This window comes from Pandoraea horticolens (genome assembly GCF_902459555.1).
Taxonomy (GTDB): Bacteria; Pseudomonadota; Gammaproteobacteria; order Burkholderiales; family Burkholderiaceae; genus Pandoraea; species Pandoraea horticolens.
The window spans coordinates 175,052-193,405 of the sequence record NZ_CABPSM010000012.1 but is presented as its reverse complement, the minus strand read 5'-3'; the positions used below and the strand labels follow the sequence as shown (position 1 = coordinate 193,405).

General features: G+C 61.5%; 15 protein-coding genes. 9 read left to right on the top strand and 6 right to left on the bottom strand.

Annotated features, from left to right (window positions below; genetic code table 11):
• Positions 1-256: 256 nt before the first annotated feature.
• From PHO31112_RS19345 to PHO31112_RS19335, 3 genes are read left to right on the top strand one after another with little or no spacing between them, the layout of a single operon-like run.
• Positions 257-1,681, top strand: a complete 1,425-nt coding sequence (locus PHO31112_RS19345; protein ID WP_174995789.1) for a circularly permuted type 2 ATP-grasp protein — start codon at positions 257-259, stop codon at positions 1,679-1,681.
• 44 nt (positions 1,682-1,725) lie between these two features.
• Positions 1,726-2,721 carry an alpha-E domain-containing protein gene (locus PHO31112_RS19340; protein ID WP_150622080.1) on the top strand — a complete coding sequence of 332 codons (996 nt, stop codon included), beginning with the start codon at positions 1,726-1,728 and terminating at the stop codon, positions 2,719-2,721.
• A 4-nt stretch (positions 2,722-2,725) separates the two neighbouring features.
• Positions 2,726-3,532: a transglutaminase family protein gene (locus PHO31112_RS19335; protein WP_150622079.1), complete on the top strand. Its 807-nt coding sequence runs from the start codon at positions 2,726-2,728 to the stop codon at positions 3,530-3,532.
• 1,181 nt (positions 3,533-4,713) lie between these two features.
• On the opposite strand, the gene PHO31112_RS19330 is transcribed toward PHO31112_RS19335, so the two are convergent.
• Positions 4,714-4,914: a helix-turn-helix transcriptional regulator gene (locus PHO31112_RS19330; protein ID WP_150622077.1), complete on the bottom strand. Its 201-nt coding sequence runs from the start codon at positions 4,912-4,914 to the stop codon at positions 4,714-4,716.
• Positions 4,911-5,540 (bottom strand): DUF4102 domain-containing protein, encoded by a 630-nt coding sequence (locus tag PHO31112_RS19325; protein WP_150622075.1) that lies wholly within the window; start codon positions 5,538-5,540, stop codon positions 4,911-4,913. Before PHO31112_RS19325 ends, PHO31112_RS19330 begins: the two co-directional genes overlap by 4 nt.
• Positions 5,541-5,719: 179 nt before the next feature.
• On the opposite strand from PHO31112_RS19325, the gene PHO31112_RS19320 reads away from it, so the two are divergent.
• Complete coding sequence (locus PHO31112_RS19320; RefSeq protein ID WP_150622073.1) at positions 5,720-6,565, top strand: proteasome-type protease; 846 nt, start codon at positions 5,720-5,722, stop codon at positions 6,563-6,565.
• A 69-nt stretch (positions 6,566-6,634) separates the two neighbouring features.
• Here the strand turns inward: PHO31112_RS19320 and PHO31112_RS19315 are convergent, their stop codons facing one another.
• The 3 genes from PHO31112_RS19315 to uraH form a co-directional block, all read right to left on the bottom strand.
• Positions 6,635-8,014: an MATE family efflux transporter gene (locus PHO31112_RS19315; protein ID WP_150622072.1), complete on the bottom strand. Its 1,380-nt coding sequence runs from the start codon at positions 8,012-8,014 to the stop codon at positions 6,635-6,637.
• 535 nt (positions 8,015-8,549) lie between these two features.
• On the bottom strand, positions 8,550-9,755 hold the full coding sequence (locus PHO31112_RS19310; RefSeq protein WP_150622070.1) for a urate hydroxylase PuuD: 1,206 nt from the start codon (positions 9,753-9,755) through the stop codon (positions 8,550-8,552).
• Positions 9,756-9,795: 40 nt separating this feature from the next.
• A complete protein-coding gene (gene uraH / locus PHO31112_RS19305; RefSeq protein ID WP_010807784.1) occupies positions 9,796-10,146 on the bottom strand; it encodes a hydroxyisourate hydrolase in 351 nt (116 codons plus the stop codon).
• A gap of 437 nt (positions 10,147-10,583) precedes the next feature.
• Here uraH and PHO31112_RS19300 point away from each other — a divergent pair, with 437 nt between their 5' ends.
• Together PHO31112_RS19300 and PHO31112_RS19295 are read left to right on the top strand one after the other, a co-directional pair.
• Positions 10,584-11,951, top strand: a complete 1,368-nt coding sequence (locus PHO31112_RS19300) for a nucleobase:cation symporter-2 family protein (RefSeq protein WP_150622068.1) — start codon at positions 10,584-10,586, stop codon at positions 11,949-11,951.
• Complete coding sequence (locus PHO31112_RS19295) at positions 11,951-13,309, top strand: 8-oxoguanine deaminase (RefSeq protein ID WP_150622067.1); 1,359 nt, start codon at positions 11,951-11,953, stop codon at positions 13,307-13,309. Before PHO31112_RS19300 ends, PHO31112_RS19295 begins: the two co-directional genes overlap by 1 nt.
• 172 nt (positions 13,310-13,481) lie before the next feature.
• On the opposite strand, the gene PHO31112_RS19290 is transcribed toward PHO31112_RS19295, so the two are convergent.
• Positions 13,482-14,420: a LysR substrate-binding domain-containing protein gene (locus tag PHO31112_RS19290; protein ID WP_150622065.1), complete on the bottom strand. Its 939-nt coding sequence runs from the start codon at positions 14,418-14,420 to the stop codon at positions 13,482-13,484.
• Between the two features lie 234 nt (positions 14,421-14,654).
• Between PHO31112_RS19290 and PHO31112_RS19285 the strand changes: the two genes are divergently transcribed.
• The 3 genes from PHO31112_RS19285 (at position 14,655) to PHO31112_RS19275 (ending at position 18,340) form a co-directional block, all read left to right on the top strand.
• A complete protein-coding gene (locus PHO31112_RS19285; protein ID WP_150622113.1) occupies positions 14,655-16,202 on the top strand; it encodes an ABC transporter ATP-binding protein in 1,548 nt (515 codons plus the stop codon).
• A 91-nt stretch (positions 16,203-16,293) separates the two neighbouring features.
• Complete coding sequence (locus tag PHO31112_RS19280; RefSeq protein WP_150622063.1) at positions 16,294-17,400, top strand: ABC transporter permease; 1,107 nt, start codon at positions 16,294-16,296, stop codon at positions 17,398-17,400.
• A 10-nt stretch (positions 17,401-17,410) separates the two neighbouring features.
• Complete coding sequence (locus PHO31112_RS19275; protein ID WP_150622060.1) at positions 17,411-18,340, top strand: ABC transporter permease; 930 nt, start codon at positions 17,411-17,413, stop codon at positions 18,338-18,340.
• The last annotated feature ends 14 nt before the right edge of the window (positions 18,341-18,354 follow it).

Below are 18,354 nucleotides of genomic sequence, written 5' to 3'. Positions count from 1 at the left end.
GCGCCTTTCTGCAGCGAGTTGGGTTTATGTCTGAGAGGCGGAAAGGGGCTCCGGTCCGTCTGGAGGGCGGTGTTGAGATGGTGAGAAACCTAGCGGAAAGCACAAAAAAACCCGAAACAGCGCCAACTCCTATACTGCAAATCACTGGTGTGGTGCGGGCGGAGGGGGTGTGCACCGAAAGCGTGCGGTAAGGGTGGAAAAAATGCTCAGGCATGGATATTGCTCGATCTCGACACAGCAATCTGCGGAGAAGCGTATGGTCGAGAGCTATAACGAGATGGCGAGCATTACGGGTGCGACTCGGGCGCATTACCGTCGGTTTGACGATTGGTTGAAGTGTCAGCCGGAAGATGTCTTGCATCACAAGCGGGCTGAGGCTGATCTGGCGTTCCGGCGGGTTGGGATTACGTTTGCTGTGTATGGCAATGAAGCGGGTACCGAGCGCCTGATCCCCTTCGATCTGATTCCAAGAATCATCCCAGCGCACGAATGGCAGACCTTGCAGACGGGATTGCGTCAGCGGGTTGAGGCGCTGAACCGCTTCATCCATGACGTTTATCACGAGCAGGACATCTTGCGCGCGGGCGTTATTCCGGCGGATCAGGTGTTGAAGAATGCGCAGTATCGTCCGGAGATGCAGGGTGTGGATGTGCCGGGTGACATCTATGCGCATATCGCGGGCGTGGATGTTGTCAGGGCGGGGACGGGAGACGACGGCGAGTTTTACGTGCTCGAGGACAACCTGAGGGTGCCGTCCGGCGTGTCGTACATGTTGGAGAACCGCAAGATGATGATGCGGTTGTTCCCGGAGTTGTTTGCGAGAAACCGGATCGCGCCGGTAGAGCACTATCCGGATCTCTTGCTTGACAGTTTGCGCGCCGTGGCGCCGATGGGGGTAGACGATCCGACCGTCGTTGTCATGACCCCGGGCATTTACAACTCTGCCTACTTCGAGCACGCCTTCCTCGCGCAGCAGATGGGTATCGAGCTGGTTGAAGGGCAAGATCTGTTCGTAGAGGACAACCTCGTCTATATGCGAACCACCAACGGTCCTAAGCGAGTTGACGTTATCTACCGCAGAATCGACGACGACTTCCTCGACCCGCTGGCATTCCGTGCCGACTCCACCCTGGGGGTGCCGGGGTTGCTGAGCGTGTACCGGGCGGGGCGTGTGACCTTGGCCAATGCCATTGGTACCGGGGTTGCTGATGACAAGTCCATCTACCCGTTCGTGCCCGACATGATCGAGTTTTATCTCGGCGAAAAACCCATCCTGAACAACGTGCCCACCTACCAGTGCCGTCGACCGGATGATCTTGCCTACACCCTCGATAACCTTGCCGAACTCGTCGTCAAAGAAGTGCACGGTGCGGGGGGGTACGGCATGCTCGTCGGTCCGGCGTCCACCAAAGCCGAGATCGAAGCCTTCCGTCAACGGCTCATCGCCAAACCCGACGGTTATATCGCACAACCTACGCTCGCATTGTCTGCATGCCCGACCTTCGTCGAGGCGGGTGTCGCGCCAAGACACATCGACCTGCGTCCGTTCGTACTGTCGTCCGGCAAGAGTGTCACCATGGTGCCGGGCGGGCTCACCCGCGTTGCGTTGAGCGAAGGATCGCTCGTCGTCAACTCCTCGCAGGGCGGGGGGACGAAAGACACCTGGGTGCTGGAGAAATAAGCCGCGTCAGCCGGATACGACAAACATCATAGCGAGAAGAGATCATGCTTAGCCGTACCGCCGATCACCTGTTCTGGATGGCTCGCTACATGGAGCGGGCCGAAAATACCGCCCGCCTGCTCGACGTCAACCTGCAAAACCTGCTGCTGCCGCAGGATGCCATCGACGACGAAGAAGACGCCGACACCGCCCGCGCGCATGCGGGAGGATTCGACGATGAGGGGGGCTGGCGCGCCACCTTACGTATCTCCGAACTCGAACCCGCCTTCAATCGCAAACATGCGCGTGCCACACGTGCCAACGTGCTCGACTTCGTCGTGCGCGACCGCGACAACCCGTCCAGCATCGCCTGCTGCCTTGCGGCGGCAAGAGAAAATGCGCGCGCCGTGCGCGGTACCCTCACCACCGAACTGTGGGAAACCGTCAACAGCACCTGGCTCGACTTTCCGCGCATGCTCGACCTGCTCGAGCGAGATCCGGCCCAACTGTTCGAATGGGTCAAAGTGCGGTCCCACCTCTCGCGCGGCGTAAGCTTCGGGACCTTGTTTCAGGACGATGCCTTCTACTTTACCCGCTTGGGCCTCTTCCTCGAACGTGCCGACAACACCGCTCGTATCCTCGATGTGCGCTTCCACGAGGCCGTGCGCGTCGACCGGGCGGGGCCGGATTCCCATCCGACCGACTTCTACTACTGGTCTGCCGTGCTGCGCAGCGTGTCCGGCTTCGAGATCTACCGCAAAGTCTACCGGGACGTCATCACCCCGGAGCGCGTCGTCGAACTGCTCATGCTCAACGCCCATATGCCGCGCTCGCTGCTCGCGTCGCTGACCGGCGTGTGCGAAAACCTTTCTACGCTGTCCAACGTCCAGTCCGGCGACGTCGAACGCTATGCAGGCAAACTACAGGCCGAACTCAAGTACACCGATATCCAGCAGGTCCAGCAGCAAGGGCTCCATCCCGTTCTGACTGAGTTCCTCGAGCGAGTGTCCGTGCTCGGTAACAAAATCAGCCAGACATTCCTGATTCCGCTTGCCGCCTGATGCCATGCGCCTGATCATCCGCCACGAGACCACCTACCGTTACGACACGCCGGTGCGCTACACCATCCAGCAACTTCGGCTCACGCCGGTGGGCTCCGAAGTGCAGCGCATCGTGCATTGGCGGCTCACCGCTCCGGGCAAGCTTACCGCCTCGCGCGACGCGTTCGGCAACGAAATGCACACCCTCGTGCTCCATCAGCCGCACGGCGAAATCCACTTGCTTGCCGAAGGAGAAGTCGAAACCACACCCCTCGTCGACGGCAGGCTCGGAGAGATGAGCCATGCCGTACCAGTGTTATGCTTCGCCAGCCCCACACCGCTCACCGCGCGCAGCGACGCCATCGACGCCCTCGCCGGCAACGCCGGTGTGGCGACGCCGGGCGAACTGCTGGCGCTCGCAGCGACCATCTGTGAGATAGTCGACTACCAATCCGGTATCACCGCCGTGACCAGCACCGCCGCGCAGGCCTTGGCGCTGGGGAGAGGGGTCTGTCAGGACCATGCGCACCTCATGCTTGCCGTGTGCCGGGCGCGCGGCGTGCCGGCGCGGTATGTCAGCGGATACATCGATCCGGGCGACGTGCCGCATGCAGCCAGTCACGCGTGGGTGGATGTGTGGGTCGATGGAGTGGGATGGGTCAGCATCGACGTCACCCACGCCTGCTTTGCCAGCGGCAACTACTGCCGGCTGGCCGTGGGGCGTGACTACGAGTCTGCGGCGCCGGTCAGAGGGATGCGCAGCGGCGGGGCGACCGAAGCGCTGCACGTATCGGTGAGCGTCGATACCGTGCCGCTCGCTCAACAACAATAGCTTTTAGCGTGACGGGGTGGAGTACCCTGCACGGCAAGACAGGAACGACATGACGTATTGCGTGGGTACGTAAAGCGAAAATTCGAGTCGTTGCTGTGTAAGGGTTTTCGGGGCATTTTGGGCTATTTTCTATTTCAGCTACCAATCTAGCTACCAGATGATAGCGTGGTAGAAAACGACCGAACGTGGCACATGGGTGCGGTGCGGAACGTGCCACGCTATGACCGCTAGCTGCTAGAATGCTCGTCCGCCCCTTACAAGAAGAGGGCGATAGGAATTTTTGATTCGCTGTTCGGGAACGGCAAGCAAGACGGGGCGTCGCGCGGGTTGATCTCAACTGGGCGCCAGAAGACTACCTGTAACGACCTGCATTTCAAACAGGCCAGACTTGCAATCGACTCGATTTTCAGCCAGCATTAATTGCAACTGGCGGAACGTGCAAACCGGGATTATCTGCAACTGAGCCAGTACGCCAGTATTCAACCGCGTCGACCTGCGTTTTATCCGCGCGTGCCGGGATTAATTGAAACCATCCGCTGTGGTGAGCAAGCCTCCATCAAACCAGGTTCGATGGACGCTAACCGAGCCACGAAACGGATCGTTTTGCGACGAGTGCTTGAACTTGCACCGGTTCGAGTCGGGGGTCGAAGCCAAATAGCATTGATTTGCTTTCTGAAGGGAGACTTGGTATGGGAATCGTTTTCATTGCCGCTTGGGTTGCTGAAATGGCGGCGGCGGCTGCCGTTTCTATTGAAGCCTCGAATTTGCTCCGCGGATTATTCGGTTGAACCGCCCAATTACAATAACAGGGCCAGCGTATGAAGTTCGTAATCTCGTGAGTCGCCGGGGCACTCTTGCTCGCCGTACTTCCCATCGGCTTCGGAGACTCAGTGTTCGTCAACTACCTCATCGGGACTCTAGCGCTTACCGTAGCAATCGCGGTGTGGGCGTGGTGCAGTCGAGAGCGCATGCAAGAACCCCAAGGGTAACCTAGTACCGGCAGACCTAGCTGTGGTCGAGTAGCCAGCGGGTGCGATTCCTTCGGGCTACTCGACCAACTACCGGTGGGCATGACCATCGAAACGAACAACGGTGACGATCACAAGCCTGCGCTGAGGCAAGCGGATAAGGCGAAGCGGGAATGAGAGTGTGTGAAGGGCGGGGAATCCCGCCCTTTTGCATTACTGGGCCGCGTTGCCGGCCAGGAGGGCTTCGATGCTTGCGGCGGTGATGCCGCTGGAGCGAGTGCTGATCTTGACGAGCTTCAGTTTTTCGGCAGCGATCAGCCGATAGACGGTGGCGCGGGAAACGCTGAGGAGCTTCGTAACCTCCGCGACCCGGTAGAGCTTCGGCAGTGGTGACGCCGGCTGCTGGTTGGTCATGTTGTGGTCCGTGGTGGTGGATTCCCGATGAGCGCTCGCAGATCAATCCCGAAGCAGGGGTTGACCTCGATGAGTCGTTTGCCTTGTGCATGACTGAAAAGCATGCGCATCGTGGTCAGCATTCGCTTGGTGATCTGCCACGTTCTCTTGGAGTCATCTAGTATAAAAACGATGTCTGAGGGCTTGACCGCTCTGACCTCGATCGATCCGAGCCGCGGGCGGATGAAGGTCTTCATGTTCCACTCGTGCTGGTAGATCGTCACGTCAGCCAGCGGCGGGACCAAGACCTTCTCCGCGAAGTCGTCGCACAGTTGATTGACGGTCCACGCTTCGAGGGTACGGGCCTTCTCCAGCTTCTTTTCGGCGGCAGGATCGTCCCCGTTGTCGATGGCCACCCGGTGGGCGCGAGAGGCTTTCCGCGCCGCCGCCAGGGTGAGGTCAGGGTAGTTCCCCAGCGTCAACTCCCGCCGCCGCCCACCGCGGCTATAACGCAACACCCAGGTTGCGGTTCCATTTTTGGACAGCGTAAATGTCAACCCATCGCCATCTGCCTTTGCAACCGGCTCGCCTTTGGCTATCCAGTGTCGAATCTGTATATCATCTAGCGCGTTGAATATGCGAGGCATAGGCTAGGCTCCGTGGTGGTGAAGTGGTGGTGGCGCAATTAAGCGGCAGCTACCAATGTGGCTACCATGAAATCGCGAGCTATCCTGAGACGTGGAGTGACGTTGAGATAATTAAGTCTTTGAAAAATAATGGAAATGATGGTTGCTGTGAGACGTACTGATACGTTGTGGGGCATGTTATGACATACTGCGTGGCCATGAAGCTCGATGCCGGGCTCGTATTTCTCTCCGATACCCGTACCAATGCGGGCGTTGATCACGTTAGCACCTTCCGCAAGATGCTCGTGTTCGAGCGTCCGGGCGAGCGCGTGCTTGTACTGCTCTCGGCAGGCAACCTCGCGCTCACGCAGGCCGTGCGCCAGCACCTGGTCGAAGCCCGCGACACCGACACCCTGTGGACTGCCAAGACCATGAGCGATGTGGCACGCGTCGTCGGTCAGGCGATTCGCGACGTCTATGCACGCGACGCCAAGGCGCTCGAAGCCTTCGGCGTCGACTTCAATTGCAGCTTCCTGCTCGGCGGCCAAATCGCCGGGGCGCCGAGCCGTCTGTTTCAACTGTATTCGGCGGGTAACTTCATCGAAGCGTCGTCGGTCAATCCATACTTCCAGATCGGCGAGTCCAAATATGGCAAGCCGATCATCGACCGGCTTGTCACGCCGGCCACGTCGCTGGACGACGGAGCTAAGTGCGCCCTCATTTCCATGGATTCCACCCTGCGCTCCAACGTCTCCGTGGGGCTGCCGCTCGATCTGCTCGTGTACGAAGAAGGCAGCCTGCGCGTGACGCGCTTCGCGTCGCTCGACGACGAGAACGTCTACTACAAGATGATTCACGACACCTGGGGTTCGCGTCTGCGTCAGGTGTTCGACGAACTGCCCGAGCCGCAATGGGCCGCTGGCGACGTTGGCGTGTCCTCGTTGCCGCCGCCGCGCGCGACGCCGCCCGACGGTGCACCGGGTGCGGACGACGCGTCCAGCGTTCAATCGCTCGCGCAAACCTTCTCGCTGAAGATGCTGAGCTGAGCCTGGCCACATCACGAAAAAAAACGGCATGACGATGAAGTCACGCCGTTCTTGCTCGATGCCTGCGCTTTAGCAAGATGCTGCCGGACCCAGCAGCGTTTTGCTCCGGACGCTGCGCCAGTACAGCCACGCGCTGATCGCCAGCGTCAGCACCTCGGTGATCAGCAGCGAATACCAGATGGCCGTGCCGCCCAGCCACACGTTGAGCAGCCAGAGAATGCCCAGCAACAGCACCCAGCTTCGCAGCGTTGCGATGACGGCCGACGGACCCGGTGCTTCCACGGCAGTCAGGAAACCCGCCACGATCAGATTGCCGGCGGCCGGCAGAAACGCCAACGCGTACCAGAGCACCGCCTGCTCGAGAATCGACCACGCATGAACGCCTTCGGGCAGAAACAGGAACGTGAGCGGACGAGCGAGCGTCGCCATGGCGAGCGCCACCAACACCGAGAATCCCGTCACGGCGATGACACCCAACCGGAACGACTCACGCAGCGCGTTCAGATCGCGAGCGCCCCGATAGAAGCTGATCATCGGCTGCATGCTCTGCACCAGCGCCACCATCGTGACCGTGGCGCCCAGCGTCATGTATTCCAGAATGGCGTATGCCGCCAGTCCCGGTTCGCCAAAGTTCGACAGAATCACGCGATTGAAGGCGAACACCGTCACCGCAGGCGCGATGGCTCCCAGAAACTCCGAGGCACCGTTGTACATCGCACGCCAGACGTGAACCTCCGCGTTCGCGAACGCACGCCACGCGGGCACGACCTGCTTGGCGAGCACGAAGTGATAGGCGAGCATCACGCTGCTGGAGACCATCATCGACAAGCCCGTAGCGAGCGACGCCCCGTACATGCCCATCCCCCTCACGGCAATGAACCAATAGTCCAGCGCAACATTGGCGAGCGCGCCCAGGAACATTGCATACAAACCGAAACGCGCAGCCGGGGCACCTTCCACGCGCAGGAAGAGCTCCAGCGCGTACAGACCATTGGCGAAGAGCACGAACCAGCCCCAGCCCGAGAGATATGCGACCACGTCTTGCGCGATGGGGCCCTCGGCGCCGAGGGCGGCAGCGATCTCGTGCCGCAAGCCCAGCACCGCAACGCTCATCGTGATACCGAAGGCGAGCATCACCCAGAGCACCTGCGAGAACGCACGACGCGCTTCGGCTTCCCGTCCCTCACCCAGCAGACGGGCAATGAGCGTGGCGCCGCCCACCCCCGCCATCACACTGAAGGCGTAAGGCACGTACAGCAGGGGCACTACGAGGTTGAGCGCGGCCAGCGCCTGTTCGCCGACATATCGGCCGATGAAAATCCCGTCGATCAGTGTGTAGACCGTATACACCCAGCCGGAAAGAATCGTCGGGATCGCGAGTGAAGCGAATTGTTTGAGCAGCGACGCCTTGGCGCCCTGCGTGGATTGGCAGAAATTGGAATGAGACATGGTCCCCCCCGATGACACATCGCCGCGTCGTGTCGGGACGCAGCTCACCGTGGCTTGCACATCGAAAACTGATGGGAGATCAACCGGGTGCACGCAAGCGATGGCGCACCCGTCCCGCCCGACACATCACGCGCAGCTTCAGCGCACGCAGACGTTGTCAGGCAGACAGATCGGACGGCGGGAACATGGCCTGGTGCAGATGCACCCAGACGACGCCTTGCCGGGAAGCGGAGAAAAGCAGGAAATTCATGGCGTAGTTTGCGTGACGCGCCTGCCGTGGAGGGCATCGCGCCAGTGTTGAACGTCATGGGAAGGTTGGGCGGATGCCGCCCTCACAATAACGTCACACCCGGACTGCCGGGCGCGTAGTACAGACCTGCGTACTTGTGCCGAAGTTCCCAAACGATTGATTTCATGACGAATGGGCAATGCCATCCCATGATGGGCAGGGCGACGGGCAGGTGGCACGATGCCATGAAAAAAGGGGCGCCGAAGCGCCCCAACATGGGGCCGGCAAGATAGCCGGTCGTGGCCGCTATTGTTGTGCGCCGCCGTTGAACCATGCCGCGATTTTCTGGCGTTCGTCGTCGGTCATCTGGGTCACGTTGCCCAGCGGCATCGACTTGAGCGCTACGGCCTGCTGATAGATCCGCTGAGCGTTCTGAGAAATCTCGGCCGGTGTGTCGAGCATCACCCCCGCCGGAGCACTGCCCATCATCGTCGGTTTGGCCGAGTGGCAGGTGGCACAGCGTTGCGTTAGGATCGGCTGGATCTCCGAGAGCTTCACGGCCGGGGGCGCAGCTTCACCGGGCGCACCGGCGGCAGGTGCCGGGGCGGGGCGCGGTGCAGCGAAGACGGCAACCCCTGCGAGCAGCGCGGCGCCAACCACCGGCAGCGCGTACAGGTTCTTTCCGGAATGACGCAGTACGAAGAACTGACGGATCATCGCGCCTGCGGCCATGATGATCGTGAGAATTACCCAGTTGTACGGATTGCTGTACGTGAACGCATAGTGGTTGCTGATCATGATAAACACGACCGGCAGCGTGAAATACGTGTTGTGCACCGAACGCTGCTTGCCCAGCTTGCCCCAGATCGGGTTCGGGACTTCGCCCTTCGACAGGGCGTCGACGCTCTTGCGCTGCCCCGGTATGATCCAGAAGAATACGTTGGCCGACATCGACGTCGCCATCATGGCGCCCACGATCAGGAACGCGGCACGACCCGCGAAGATGTGCGTCGTGGCATAAGTTGCCGCGACCACGAACAGTGCAACGCCAATCCCCAACACGCGCTCGTTCTTGCCCAGCATGCGGCACAGGAAGTCGTAGACGAACCAGCCGCCGATCAGAAACGCCACCGCGAGGCCGACGGCCTGACCGGGTTGCAGATCCATCACGTTCTTGTCGATCAGATATGTCTGCGGCTGCAGCAGATACAGCACACAGAACAGAGCAAAACCCGAGAGCCAGGTCGTGTACGACTTCCACTTCGACCAGTGCAGGTCTTCCGGCATCTGCGGCGGCGAGTTCAGATACTTCTGGGCGTGGTAGAAACCGCCGCCGTGCACCGACCACATCTCACCGAACACGCCCTTTTGCTTGTCTTCCGCCGCCTTCGGCGGCTTCAGACCATTGTCCAGCATCACGAAATAGAACGACTCGCCAATCCAGGCAATGGCTGCCACCACATGCAGCCAGCGCAGCAACAGATTGACCCAGTCGGTAATAAACGCTTCCATCTTATGTTCTCCTCAACTGCCTGACGTTCACGCTCGCGCTTCAACTGCCGCGATACGTGGAAAAGCTCCACGGCGAAACCAGAAGGGGCACGTGGTAATGCTGGGCAGGCTCGGCAATGCCGAAGCGCAGCACAACGCGATCGACAAAACGCGGCGAAGGAACGTCCACGCCCTGCGCGGCAAAATAGTCGCCCGCGTGAAATACCAGTTCATATTCCCCGGCGACGAACGCTTCGCCTTCGAGCAGTGGCTTGTCGCAACGGCCGTCGCTGTTGGTCTGCACGTCGCGCAGCAAACGGCGCTCGCCGTCCACGCGCCACAGCTCGACACGGATGCCCGCGCCAGGCTTGCCGTGAGAGGTATCAAGTACGTGGGTAGTCAGTCGTCCCATGGTGTCTCCTGTGATGGATGGGTGCATTGTAGGGAGATGGCGGCCGGACAACGGGCGCAATACCAAAGATAAAAACGCGCACATACCATGTCACGCCGGACAAAAAAGATGACGGCCATCAATAGGGCGTTCGCGTGTGTCGAGAGTACGCCGCCCGCATCGAATTTGGGGTCTTTTGGACCACTATCTGCTTCTGTTATCCGGGCTATAACAACTGACGTATGAAGTGCTGTTGCGACGGCGGGCCCATCGCCCGGCAGGCCCAATGGTGACGTGCGTCGTTGGGGAAAACCCGAGACGCATGATAAGCACTCATGCATACGTTCCATGGAAAAAACACTATAGCCCCTGGTGGTCTTGTCGCAAAAGGCGTCGATCTGCACCATTGAACCACCCCAAAAATATCAATCAGACAGCCCCCCAGGGACGGAGACGCAATGAGTGTGACAACGAAAGCCGTGGATCCGGTCGACGAACGACTGCCGATCGCAAAATTGTTCATGCTGGGCCTGCAACATGTGCTGGTGATGTATGCGGGTGCGGTAGCCGTGCCGCTGATCATCGGCGGCGCCCTTGGCTTGCCCAAGGACCAGATTGCCTTTCTTATTTCCGCCGACCTGATGTGCTGCGGCATTGCGACGTTGCTGCAAAGCGTAGGCGTGGGCCGGTTCGGTATTCGTATGCCGGTCATCATGGCCGTGACCTTTGCGGCCGTCGGTCCGATGCTCGCCATCGGCACCAACCCCTCGCTGGGCCTGCCGGGCATCTTCGGGGCGACGATCGCCTCGGGCATCATCGGCACACTCATTGCGCCGGTTATCGGCAAGTTGTTGCGCTTTTTTCCGCCGATCGTCACGGGGATCGTGATCACGTCCATCGGCCTGACGATCATCGGTGTCGGCATCAACTGGGCCGCAGGTGGTGTGGGCAACCCCGATTACGGTGACCCCGTCTATTTGGGCGTGTCGTTCGCGGTACTGGTCTTCATCTTGCTGATTACGCGTTTCGTGAAGGGCTTCTTCTCGAATATCGCCGTGCTGCTGGGCATTCTGTTCGGCTTCATGATCGCGCTGATGCTGCACAAGGTGAATTTCGACGGCCTGGATCAGGTGAAATGGTTCGACGTTGTGCTGCCGTTCCATTTCGGCATGCCGGTGTTCGATCCGTGGGCGATCGTTACGCTCACTATCGTGATTCTGATTACGTTCATCGAATCGACGGGGATGTTTCTGGCGCTCGGCGAGATCGTCGGCAAGCCGGTGGACGAGAAGGCGCTGGTGGCCGGTCTGCGTGTCGATGGCGTGGCCACCGTGATCGGCGGCGTGTTCAACACGTTCCCGCACACCTCGTTCTCTCAGAACATCGGTCTTGTGGGCGTCACGGGCGTGAAGAGCCGCTGGGTCTGCGCCTCGGCCGGTGTCATCCTGTTGGTTTTCGGACTGATCCCGAAGATGTCGGTGATTGTCGCCTCGATTCCGCAATTCGTGCTGGGCGGGGCCGGCGTGGTCATGTTCGGCATGGTGCTCGCCACGGGCATCAAGATCCTGTCCAAGGTCGATTACTCGTATAACCGCTACAACCTGTACATTGTGGCCATCAGCATCGGCATGGCGATGATTCCCGTCGCGTCGAACAAGTTCTTCGCGAAGATGCCCGAGCAACTCGCGCCGCTGCTGCACAGTGGAATTTTGCTCGCCACGCTTTCGGCCGTGATTCTGAACGCCTACTTCAATGGCTTCAAAGCCCCGGCGGCCAACGCTCATGGCGAGAAGAACGGTACAGGTATAGGACTGGAGGCGCACTGATGAAAACACTGCTGGTCAAGAATGCCGAGGTTCTGGTCACGATGGACGCAGGCCGCCGCGAGATTGCGCGCGGCGGGTTGTACGTGGAAGACAACCGGATCGTGGCCGTCGGCACGCACGATATGCTTCCAGCCACGGCCGACGAGGTGCTCGATCTGACCGGGCACGTTGTGATTCCCGGTCTCGTCAATACGCATCACCACATGTATCAGAGCCTCACGCGTGCCATTCCGGCTGCGCAGGATGGCGAACTGTTCAACTGGCTGACGAACCTGTATCCGGTGTGGGCGAATCTCACGCCGGAAATGATCCGCGTCTCGACACAGACGGCGATGGCTGAATTGCTGCTCTCGGGCTGCACGACATCAAGCGATCATCTCTACATCTACCCGAACGGTTGCAAGCTCGACGACAGCATCGAAGCCGCCGCCGAGATCGGCATGCGCTTTCACGCGAGCCGCGGCAGCATGAGCGTGGGACAGAGTCAGGGCGGGCTGCCGCCAGATCGCGTCGTCGAGCGCGAAGACGACATTCTCAAAGACACGCAGCGTCTCATCGAGACGTATCACGACGAAGGCCGCTACGCGATGCTGCGCTTGGTCGTGGCCCCCTGTTCGCCGTTCTCGGTGAGCCGCGAACTGATGCGCGAATCGGCGTCGATGGCGCGTCACTACGGGGTGTCGCTGCATACCCATCTGGCCGAGAACGTCAACGATATTGCCTACAGCCGCGAGAAGTTCGGCATGACGCCGGCCGACTATGCTCAGGATCTGGGCTGGGTCGGGCACGACGTCTGGCATGCGCACTGCGTGCAACTCGACGATGCAGGCATCGCGTTGTTCGCCAAGACGGGGACCGGCGTGGCGCATTGCCCGTGTTCCAACATGCGGCTCGCCTCGGGCATTGCGCCGATTCGCCGGATGCGCGATGCGGGCGTGCCTGTCGGACTGGGCGTGGATGGCTCGGCCTCGAACGATGCCGCCAACATGATCGGCGAAGCGCGTCAGGCGTTGCTCTTGCAGCGTGTGGGCTTCGGCCCGAGCGCGATGACGGCCCGCGAGGCGCTGGAAATCGCCACGGTAGGCGGCGCGCGCGTGCTGGGCCGAGACGACATCGGCATGCTCGCGCCCGGCATGGTGGCCGATTTCGCGGCATTCGACACCCGTGGCGTGGGCATGGCGGGCGGTCTGCACGACCCGGTGGCGGCGCTGGTTTTCTGTAACCCTGGACAAGCCGCGTACAGCGTGGTGAACGGACGGGTGGTGGTGCGCGAAGGGCGTCTGGCGACGCTTGACCTGCCGTCGCTCGTCACGCGTCACAACGCGCTGGCGCGGCAACTGGCCGAGGCTTCCCGGTAAAGCGTTGCCACACCGGCCACATACTTATGGTGTGTGGCCGAGCGTGGCAATGAGCAAGCAGGAAGTCGGGGCGACGTTCCTGTGCATGAGGAACGCCGCCTTTCGGTTCGGCGGAGCGGTGGGGGCCGCTCCGCCGGTAAAAACGGCGCGGGACCCCGGTATCCATCGCGGGTCAGGACTGCGCGTGTGACTCAAGCAGTGTGCGTGTGGCGTCGGAAATGATGCTGCGCAGCCAGCGCACCTCATCCGAATAGTGCGTACGCTCGTGCCACAGTTGGTAGTACTGCATCGGCGGGAAGTCGATGGGCGCTTCGAGCACGGTGAGCGGCAGGAACTCCGCGTAATGGTCGGCGAACAGACGCGTCGTCGTGAAGATCAGATCGGATTTCAGCAGAACGTACGGTGCCAGATTGAAGTACGGAATCGTCACGACCACATTGCGTTTCAGACGCTCGCGCGCGAGGTGCATGTCGATGGCGCCGCGTTGGGCGACGGAGTAGGGCGTTGGCGCGAGGTGCGGACTGGCGAGGTATTGCTCGAGGGTGAGGCCGCGTTTGGCATACGGATGCGTATTGCGCACCAGGCAGACGATCTGATCGACGAACAGGTTCGAGAGGTGAAGCTGCTCGGGCGGCTCGGGCCAGTTGCCGATGACGATGTCGACCTTGCCGTCTTCGAGCGCGTGTTCGTAATCGAAGGCGGGGCCGAGCGAATGCAGTTCGAGCTGCGCATTGGGGGCTTGCTGGCGAAAGCGTTCGACGACCGTGGGGACGAACAGCGTATTCAGATAATCGGGGGAGCCGATGCGAAACGTGCGCACCGTCGTCGCCGGATCGAAACTCGATTGCTGGACCGTGATGCGCTCGATCTCACGCAGGGCGTTCTGCGTCGGCTCCAGCAGCGATTGACCGTACTCCGTGGGCACCATGCCCGATTTGCCGCGCACCAGCAGCGGATCGCCGGTGATATCGCGCAAGCGTCGCAGTGCCGCACTGATTGCGGGTTGAGACTGGTTCAGCTTGACGGCCGCACGCGTCACGCTGCGCTCGATCAACAAAGTGTGAAGGACGCGCAGCAAATAGGTGTCGATCGGTTCGCGGTTTTGGCTCATGAGAAATATAACAATCCGAATATGTCGGACCTTGAATTACATAAGTAAATCATTATGAAGCACAAGCGCCCGACGTCTCCATAGCGGAAAGCCCGTATCCCTAAAATAGGGGCTTGCCGCTCTTCATCAGTCACGACATGCCATGTTATTGACGCATGCTCGACATTTCGCGGCGAATTGGGTATTTTCGTCCCGCCCAAGCTCAGGATCGAGACTTCACTCGTGACATCCCCAATGCAAGCCGTGCCACGTCTGGCGCTGACCGGCATCACCAAGCGCTATCCGAGCGTGGTGGCCAACGATAGCATCGCGTTGAGCGTGTTACCTGGCGAGATCCACGCCGTACTGGGTGAGAACGGTGCAGGCAAGAGCACGTTGATGAAGATCATCTACGGTGCCGTGCGCCCTGACGCGGGCGACATCCGCTGGGAAGGGCAGTCCACGCGTATCGACAGTCCGGCCGCCGCCCGCAAGCTCGGCATCGGCATGGTCTTCCAGCATTTCTCGTTGTTTGAGACGTTGACCGTCTCGGAGAACATTTCCCTTGCGCTCGATGACGTGGGGCACGATCTGAAGGCGCTCGCCGGGCGCATCCGCGATGTGTCGGCCCAGTATGGGCTCGAAGTTGATCCGGCGCGTCATGTGCATAGCCTGTCGGTGGGCGAGCGCCAGCGCGTGGAAATCGTGCGCTGCCTGTTACAGAATCCGCGTCTGCTCATCATGGACGAGCCCACGTCGGTGCTCACACCGCAAGCCGTCCAGAAACTCTTCACTACGCTGCGCCGTCTGGCTTCCGAAGGTTGCAGCATCGTCTACATCAGCCACAAACTCGACGAAATCCGCGACCTGTGCGACCGCGCGACCGTGTTGCGCGCCGGGCGCGTGTCGGGCCACGCCGTGCCGCGCGAGGAGACCGCAGAGACGCTGGCGCAGATGATGATCGGGCGCGCGTTGCCGCAGATCGAGCGTCGCGAGCACCGGCCGGGCGACGTGCTGCTTTCCTTGCGGCAGTTGTCGATGGCGAGCGAAGACCCGTTCGGCACCTCGTTGCACGACATCAACCTCGACGTGCATGCGGGCGAGATCGTCGGTATTGCGGGAGTCTCCGGTAACGGACAGGCCGAGTTGCTGGCTGCATTGTCAGGTGAGACTCGTGCGCCGCAGGCCGAAGCCCTTCATCTGAACGGCCGTGCCGCCGGTCGCATGGGCGCGGCCACCCGGCGCCGTCTCGGGCTGGCCTTCGTGCCGGAAGAGCGGCTGGGGCGTGGCGCCGTGCCCAGCATGTCGCTCGCCGACAACGCGCTGCTTGGCGCGTCCGGCACGGCGCACCTCGGATTGCTGCGCGGTGGCTGGATTCGCCGGCACACGCTCCGGCGGTTCGCGTCACTGTGCATCGAGCGCTTCAACGTGAAGGCGGGCGGACCGGATGCCGCTGCGCAGAGCCTCTCGGGCGGCAATCTGCAAAAGTTCATCGTTGGACGCGAAATCCTTCAGGAACCCCGGGTGCTCGTGGTGGCCCAGCCGACGTGGGGCGTCGATGTGGGTGCGGCGAGCTTCATCCGCCAGCAGTTGCTCGACCTCTCGGCTCGCGGCGTCGCGGTGCTGGTGCTGTCCGAAGAACTCGACGAACTTTTCGAAATTTGCGACCGGATCACAGTGCTTGCACAGGGGCGTCTGTCGCCCGTGCGCAAGCCCGAGCAGACCGACGCCCGCGAGATCGGCCTGTGGATGGCGGGGATGTTCCCCGGTGGCCCGGGCGGTCCAGGAGAGCGCGCGGCCTGACGTATCGACGAGAGGGGCATGACCCGCATCGTCGGGCCTTCGGTCGTACCGTCGCCGGCACCGTAACGTATTTCATCGATTTTCAAACACCATGTTCGATTTCACGCTTGAGCCACGGCCAAGTCCCTCCCGCACCATGCGGCTCGCCATGCCGCTGGTGGCCACGCTCATTACGCTGGCCGGCGGCGTGCTCATTTTCGGTTTCCTCGGCAAGCATCCGGCGCAGGCGATGGCAGCGTTCTTTCTGGCGCCGGTCAGCAGCCTGAACGGCTGGTCGGAGCTGCTGCTCAAGGCGTCGCCCCTGTGCCTGATTGCGCTTGGGCTGGCCATTGGCTATCGCGCCAACGTGTGGAACATCGGTGCGGAAGGTCAGTTGCTGCTGGGCGGGATTTTTGCCTCGAGCGTCGCAATTCACTTCGATGGTCACGGCGGCCCGTGGCTGTTGCCGTTGATGATGGCCGCAGGCGCGCTGGGCGGCATGCTGTGGGCCGCCATTCCCGCGTTGCTGCGCGTGCGCTTCAATGCCAACGAGATTCTCGTGAGCCTGATGTTGACGTACGTGGCCACCCAACTGCTGATCTATCTGGTGAGCGGCCCCTGGCAGGACCCGCATGGCATGAATTTCCCGCAGTCGATCAGCTTCGACCGCGACGCACTCTTCCCGCGCTTTTTCGGCGACTGGCACTGGGCGCCGTGGCGGGGCACACGTCTGAACGCGTCGGTATTCATGGCAGCGGCGGCTGTGCCGGCCGCGTGGCTATTCATGCGCAAGAGCTTCGCCGGGTACCGGATGGAAGTTGGTGGGCTCGCGCCGCTTGCCGCTCGCTATGCAGGCTATTCCGAGCCGCGCGCCGTCTGGCTCGCCCTGTTGATCGGCGGGGCAGCCGCCGGGCTGGCGGGCACCGGCGAAGTGGCGGGGCCGGTCGGGCAACTGCAGGCGACGTGGGCGCCAGGGTATGGCTTCACGGCCATCATCGTGGCGTTCGTGGGACGTTTGCATCCGGTCGGCATCGTTCTGGCGAGCTTGCTCATGGCGCTGCTGTATCTCGGCGGCGAAGCGGTGCAAACGTCGTTGCAATTACCCAAGGCAATCAGTGGCGTGTTTCAGGGGCTGCTGCTGTTCAGCCTTCTGGGTTGCGACGTTTTCGTGAACTACCGTCTGCGCCGTCGTGCCCGTGCACACGCGCGGGAAGCCTGAGGCGCGCCGCATGGACTGGATCAATCTGTTGACACCGCTGGCGGCAAGTGCCGTGATCGCGGCCATTCCGTTGATGCTCGCCGCTCTGGGCGAACTGGTGACGGAGAAGTCGGGCGTGCTCAATCTCGGCGTGGAAGGCACGATGCTCATGGGCGCCGTCGGCGCGTTCGCCGTGACCGTACAGACGGGGAGCCTCTGGCTCGGCGTGCTCGCGGGCATTGCTGCGGGCGTGGTCATGTCGGCCATCTTCGCGTGGCTCACGCTCTCGCTCATGGCCAATCAGGTGGCAACGGGCCTGGCGCTGACCATCTTCGGCGTGGGGCTTTCGGCCTATGCCGGCCGTCCCTACACGGACGCCACCATCCCGATGCTGCGCGACTTGCCGATTCCCGGCCTGTCGTCGATTCCCGTGTTAGGGCCGTCGATTTTCTCGCTCAACCCGCTGGGTTATCTCTCGGTGGTGCTGTTGGTGGCGATTACCTGGTTCTTGTACCGCACGCGGGCTGGACTGGTGTTGCGCTCAATCGGTGAGGCACCCGCCGTCGCGCATGCCATCGGTTACCCGGTGGTGCGTATCCGTTACCTCGCAACGCTCTTCGGCGGCGCGATGTCTGGGCTTGCGGGCGCGTATTACTCGGTCGGCTATCTGCGCCTGTGGCAAGAGAACCTGACGGCCGGACGCGGCTGGATTGCGCTGGCGCTGGTGGTGTTTGCGACGTGGCGTCCGGGCCGGACTGTGCTCGGCGCGCTGCTCTTCGGCGTGGTCATGGCGCTGCAATTTCAGGCGCAGGCGATGGGCATTCGCATTCCGTCGCAGGCGTTGGCCAGTCTGCCGTACCTGGCGACCATCGCGGTGCTGGTAATCATCTCGCGCAATCGCCAGACGATTCGCCTGAATGCACCGGCCTCGCTGGGAAAACCGTTTTTCGCAGGGTCTTGACGCGTTGCCGGCGG

What these genes read in the sequence shown, in the direction of transcription:
- PHO31112_RS19295 (WP_150622067.1), top strand. Translation starts at nt 11,951, where the DNA reads ATGAAAACACTGCTGGTCAAGAATGCCGAGGTTCTGGTCACGATGGAC.
- PHO31112_RS19330 (WP_150622077.1), bottom strand. Translation starts at nt 4,914, where the DNA reads ATGACCAACCAGCAGCCGGCGTCACCACTGCCGAAGCTCTACCGGGTC.
- PHO31112_RS19275 (WP_150622060.1), top strand. Translation starts at nt 17,411, where the DNA reads ATGGACTGGATCAATCTGTTGACACCGCTGGCGGCAAGTGCCGTGATC.
- PHO31112_RS19315 (WP_150622072.1), bottom strand. Translation starts at nt 8,014, where the DNA reads ATGTCTCATTCCAATTTCTGCCAATCCACGCAGGGCGCCAAGGCGTCG.
- PHO31112_RS19290 (WP_150622065.1), bottom strand. Translation starts at nt 14,420, where the DNA reads ATGAGCCAAAACCGCGAACCGATCGACACCTATTTGCTGCGCGTCCTT.
- PHO31112_RS19345 (WP_174995789.1), top strand. Translation starts at nt 257, where the DNA reads ATGGTCGAGAGCTATAACGAGATGGCGAGCATTACGGGTGCGACTCGG.
- PHO31112_RS19280 (WP_150622063.1), top strand. Translation starts at nt 16,294, where the DNA reads ATGTTCGATTTCACGCTTGAGCCACGGCCAAGTCCCTCCCGCACCATG.
- PHO31112_RS19340 (WP_150622080.1), top strand. Translation starts at nt 1,726, where the DNA reads ATGCTTAGCCGTACCGCCGATCACCTGTTCTGGATGGCTCGCTACATG.
- PHO31112_RS19335 (WP_150622079.1), top strand. Translation starts at nt 2,726, where the DNA reads ATGCGCCTGATCATCCGCCACGAGACCACCTACCGTTACGACACGCCG.
- PHO31112_RS19320 (WP_150622073.1), top strand. Translation starts at nt 5,720, where the DNA reads ATGACATACTGCGTGGCCATGAAGCTCGATGCCGGGCTCGTATTTCTC.
- PHO31112_RS19325 (WP_150622075.1), bottom strand. Translation starts at nt 5,540, where the DNA reads ATGCCTCGCATATTCAACGCGCTAGATGATATACAGATTCGACACTGG.
- PHO31112_RS19285 (WP_150622113.1), top strand. Translation starts at nt 14,655, where the DNA reads ATGCAAGCCGTGCCACGTCTGGCGCTGACCGGCATCACCAAGCGCTAT.
- PHO31112_RS19300 (WP_150622068.1), top strand. Translation starts at nt 10,584, where the DNA reads ATGAGTGTGACAACGAAAGCCGTGGATCCGGTCGACGAACGACTGCCG.
- PHO31112_RS19310 (WP_150622070.1), bottom strand. Translation starts at nt 9,755, where the DNA reads ATGGAAGCGTTTATTACCGACTGGGTCAATCTGTTGCTGCGCTGGCTG.
- uraH (WP_010807784.1), bottom strand. Translation starts at nt 10,146, where the DNA reads ATGGGACGACTGACTACCCACGTACTTGATACCTCTCACGGCAAGCCT.